Source organism: uncultured Clostridium sp., assembly GCF_947036855.1.
GTDB lineage: Bacteria > Bacillota > Clostridia > Clostridiales > Clostridiaceae > Sarcina.
In genome coordinates this window covers 1-5,056 of record NZ_CAMQRY010000155.1, presented here as the reverse complement: position 1 = coordinate 5,056, position 5,056 = coordinate 1, and the positions used below count along the sequence as shown (strand labels likewise).

General features: G+C 31.9%; 4 protein-coding genes. All 4 read right to left on the bottom strand.

The genetic code is table 11. The annotated features are described in order from the left end of the window. Nucleotides 1–88: 88 nt before the first annotated feature. The 4 genes from yqeB to Q0V15_RS11740 all read right to left on the bottom strand — a co-directional run bounded on the left by yqeB (nt 89) and on the right by Q0V15_RS11740 (nt 4,520). Entirely contained in the window at nt 89–898 is an 810-nt protein-coding gene (gene yqeB, locus Q0V15_RS11755) for a selenium-dependent molybdenum cofactor biosynthesis protein YqeB (protein ID WP_297439237.1), read from the bottom strand. Between the two features lie 85 nt (nt 899–983). Continuing rightward, entirely contained in the window at nt 984–3,266 is a 2,283-nt protein-coding gene (locus Q0V15_RS11750) for a xanthine dehydrogenase family protein molybdopterin-binding subunit (RefSeq protein WP_297439234.1), read from the bottom strand. Next, complete coding sequence (locus Q0V15_RS11745; protein ID WP_297439232.1) at nt 3,266–3,727, bottom strand: (2Fe-2S)-binding protein; 462 nt, start codon at nt 3,725–3,727, stop codon at nt 3,266–3,268. Before Q0V15_RS11745 ends, Q0V15_RS11750 begins: the two co-directional genes overlap by 1 nt. Next, complete coding sequence (locus Q0V15_RS11740; protein ID WP_297439229.1) at nt 3,717–4,520, bottom strand: xanthine dehydrogenase family protein subunit M; 804 nt, start codon at nt 4,518–4,520, stop codon at nt 3,717–3,719. Before Q0V15_RS11740 ends, Q0V15_RS11745 begins: the two co-directional genes overlap by 11 nt. Nucleotides 4,521–5,056 lie beyond the last annotated feature (536 nt).

Sequence of the window (5,056 nt, the reverse complement as noted above, 5' to 3'; positions counted from 1 at the left end):
CCTAAAATATTAATTAAAATATATTTTTACTCTACATTTAACTATTAAAAATTTTTCACTAAATTATTAATAATCATCTATACAACTATTAATATTTATTTAAACTCAATAAAAGTCCTTCAATTACAGCTCCCCCTATTGTTCTTGCCTTATCAGATATAGTATCACAATTTTCTTTCTGATTAATTCTTGGGTCTATATCTGCAATTTTCAATCCTTTTCTAACCTCATATCCATCTCTTATAATCCCTCTTAAAACACCATCAATAGTTGCTATAACCTCATAATTTTCTATATATCCTAAAACTTCTCCCTCTTTAACAACATCACCAATTTTAGAACTCCCCTTAAAACTTCCACTTTCTTTACTATATATAACTCTTTCCTTAGTAACCCCTGCAACATCCCCCGGGATTCCTGTATTAGCTAAAGCACTTCCTTTAAAAATTAATCTTCCAAGATTATGCCCCCTCATTGTTTCTACAACAATATCCACATCATCTTTAGCACAAAATCCCGGACCAAGACCTATTGTTACCTCTGCCATATCTTTAGTTGTACCAAGATTTCTTTTTGCAAGAATAGCATCTACAACAGCTATTGGCTTTAAACTTTTAATATATTCTCCTTTTTTATCTGTAATTACCGGAATATCACCATTAGAAATTATCTCTTTTACAGATTGCATATTAATAGCCCTTACACCTTTTATATCCTCAACAATAGCATAATCATCATAAATAGCCTCACTCAAGCAAACATTTCTTCTTATACTACTTGGCTTGTCACTCTCAAGAACCACAACATCAAAGCCAACTCTTTTTAATTTTTGTATAACACCTGTGGCTATATCTCCACCACCTCTTACTACAACTAATCTATTATTTAAAACTCTCATTTGATTACTCCTCTCTATTATTAGTATAAAAAAATACCCCAGCCTATTTCTAATCATATAGGCTAGAGTATTTATATCTTACTTTTTATTTACTCTTTGCTATTTTTGCCATAAGAACCTTCTCTGCTGTAATAGGTAAACTTCTTATATTTACCCCCATTGCATTATAAACTGCATTTGCTATCGCTGGTGAAGGTGTATTAATAACAACCTCGCCTATTGATTTTGCTCCAAATGGTCCACTTGGCTCATAACTACTCTCAAACTCAACTTTTATATTTCCTACATCAAGTCTTGTTGGAAGCTTGTACTGCATAAATGTATCATTTAACATTCTTCCATCTTTATTATGGTGTACATCCTCATATAAAGCCATTCCTATTCCTTGTACTATTCCACCCTCTGCCTGTATTCTAGCAAGCGCTGGGTTAATAACTGTTCCACAATCAACTACTGAAGCATAGTCAACCACCTCAACCTCTCCAGTCTGTGTATCAACTTCAACTTCTACAAGACCTACCATGAAAGGTGGTGGTGATACATGACTTGAATGAGATACTGATACTACTATACTTTGCTTATCTCCAACAAGTAACCTCTCCCCTAAATCATCTAGTGATATTTGCTTATCTCCATTTATTTCTTTTATAAACTCACCATCAAACTCAACATCCTCTACTTTTAGCTCTAACTCCTTAGATGCTTCTAAGCAAATTCTTTTTATCATCTCTTCACAAGTTTTAATTACTGCCATTCCAGTTACATAAGTTGTACTTGATGCATATGACCCCTTATCATAAGGCGACATATCTGTATCTACTCCACTTACAGTGATTTTATCTAAATCACAATTTAAACACTCTGCTGCCATTTGTGCAAGAATTGTATCTGAACCAGTTCCCATATCTGATGCTCCAACCATTAACTGATAGTATCCACCATCACCAAGCTTAATCTCAACAGAACCCTTATCAATACTTGTTACACCTGAACCTTGCATTGTTACAGCTGCTCCAACACCCCTTACTTTTCCATTTCCCATATCTCTACTTGGGTACTTACTATCCCAATCAATCATCTCTTTAGCTTTTTTTATACATCTATCAAGAGCACAACTATTAAGCTTTTCGCCATAATATGCATGCATTATTTCGCCCTCTTCAACTATATTTTGGGCTCTTATAACTGTTGGGTCAATATCAAGCTTTGCTGCCATTTCATTAATTATAGACTCTACTGCAAAAAATCCTTGAGTTGCTCCAAATCCTCTAAATGCACCAGCTGCCATAGTATTTGTATACACAACATCATAACTAAAATCATATGCTTCAAGCTTATTATAAACAGATAAAGTTTTAACACCTACAAGCCCTGCAACTGTTGAACCATGTTCTCCATATGCCCCTGTATTTGAAAGTGCATATATTTTCATAGCTTTAAGTTTACCATCTTTATTTGCACCAAGCTTTACTGTAATTTCCATAGCATGTCTACTTGTTGTATCCACAAAAGTATCTGTTCTACTATAAGATAAATGAGCTGCTTTTCCTGTCTTTAAAGTTACAATAGCACAATACATCTCCATTGATGCTGTCTGCTTTCCACCAAAACCTCCACCTATACGAGGCTTTATAACTCTTATCTTTGACTTTGGAATCTCAAGTGCCTTAGCTAAAATTCTTCTTGCATGAAAAGGAACTTGTGTTGCACTAACCACAACAAGTCTTCCATAGCAATCAAGCTCTGTAAAAGTTCTCATAGTTTCCATCATAGCTTGTGCATTAGCCTTCGTTTTATAAGTTTGCTCTAAAACAACATCACACGCTTTAAAAACATCATCAACATTTCCCTTTGTCATCTTATCCTTTGCACATATATTTCTCATTGGCTCTTGCCCACAATCAAAATTAGAAGAATAATCATCCTCATCATGTATAATACTTGGATTATCAATAGCTTCTTTTGGGTCTATAATAGCTGGTAAAACCTCATACTCAACCTTAATAAGCTTAAGTGCTTTATCAACAGACTTCTCATCACTTCCTGCAACTATTGCAACTGCTTGTCCTACATGTCTAACTTTTTTATCTAAAATTAATCTATCATATGGTGTTGGCTCTGGATATGCTTGACCCGCTACCATAAATCTAGTTTTCGGCATATCATCATGTGTTAAAATACATTCAACTCCTGGAACTTTTGATGCTATTTTAATATTAATATCTAAAATATTTGCATGTGCAACTTTTGCTCTTAAAAGTTTTACAACTAAAGCATTTGAAGGAACCATATCATTAGTATAAACTGGCTTACCTGTAATTAATGCTATTGAATCAATCTTTGGTCTACTCTGATTTACTACTTTCACTATACTTCCCCATCCTTTTCTGCTAAGAATTTTTTCACAGCTCTAAGCTGTCCCATATAACCTGTACATCTACATAAATTTCCTGATAAATAATTTTTAATATCATCCTCACTTGGGTTATCTAACTCTTTTACCATAGCTAAAACATTCATTACAAACCCTGGGCTACAAAATCCACATTGTTCTGCTCCCTCTTTTGATAAAAACTCCGCAAACTCTAAAGCTTCACTTTGTATTCCCTCAAGTGTTACAATCTTCATCCCATTCATCTGAACAGCAAGTCTTGAACATGATAAAATAGGCTTCTCATTAGCCCAAACTGTACAAAGTCCACAATTTGTTGTATTGCACCCTCTTTTTACACTTAAATATCCTTTTTCTCTTAAAAAATCTAATAAGACTTTATCATCCTCAATATTCTCATTATATAATTTTGAATTTATCCAAAGCTTAGTTATCATAGTTATCCCCCTCAACCACTCTAATAGTTCTCTCTAATAATACCTTTGCAATTATCTCTCTATATTCCTTTGATGCTCTCATATTTGAAGCAAATCCTAGCTCACTTACTAATTTTTCACAAGCCTTTTCAATCTCTTCACTACTTGGATTTACAGATAACATACTAGCAGCCTTTACTGCAAGTTTTGCCTTATGTGGTCTTGATCCTACTGATATCTTCCAACCATCTTCTGACTTACTTGTAGCAAGTGCTAAAACTGGTATATCTGTCTTAGAATTTCTCTGTGTTAAATAACTAATCTTTCTTCCATCTTTTTTAATAATAATTTTTGTAACTATATCTCTTGTATATCCAAGTTCTACAAACTCACTCATAGACATCTTTCCAGCACCTTGTAAAACTACATAACTATCTAATGCTAAAAAACTTGTTAAAACATCTGAAAATCCAAATCTTGAATAAATACTACCACCAACAGTAGCTAAATTTCTAAACTGAACTCCCACTATATGCTTCACAGTATCTTTAAATACACCATCAAACTCATTATTTAAAGCAGGATGAACCTCTATATCCCTTAATGTCACCATTGCACCAATAATAAACTCATCATCAGTTTCCTCTATTAAACCTAACCCTAAATTTGATAAATCAATCCCCTTATTTATAGCTCTATCACCCATTCTAAGCCATAATAAACCACCTAAAATTGTATTTTTCTTATTTTTTTGTAATAGTTCATAAGCTTCATCTAAAGAACTTGGCCTTACATATTCCCTTACCGTAAACATATATTTTCCCCCTTTTTATATAAATAACAAATATTATACTATGTATCTAATAACGAACATTCAGAAAATAACAACAAACTTTTCATTTAATAAAATCACGCTTAATCTACACATTGATTTATATTTTTTTATCTACAAACACTTTAATTTAATTCCTAAATAAATTTCACTATACTATTCCTTAGCTTTATTTTACATAATTTTCGCACTTTTTTATCTATACAAAGCTATTATTAAATGTTTTTTTACATTAAATACATATACCAGAAATATTATTCTTAAAAAGGATATTTTTATACCTATAAATAACTTTACTATTGGTAAATATAAAACTTTTTTTCAATTTATTGTTTTATTATAATTATCCCCTCTCAAAACACGAACATTATTTTAATATATTGTAAAAAAACTCTAAAAAAACTGCATATAGCTATATTTCCATATATCTATACACAGTTTTTTCTTGCTTTTTTATTTTAATCTTTAATTTTTCCAACTATCGTATTTTTAGCATTTATATATGTCATTATAAAATA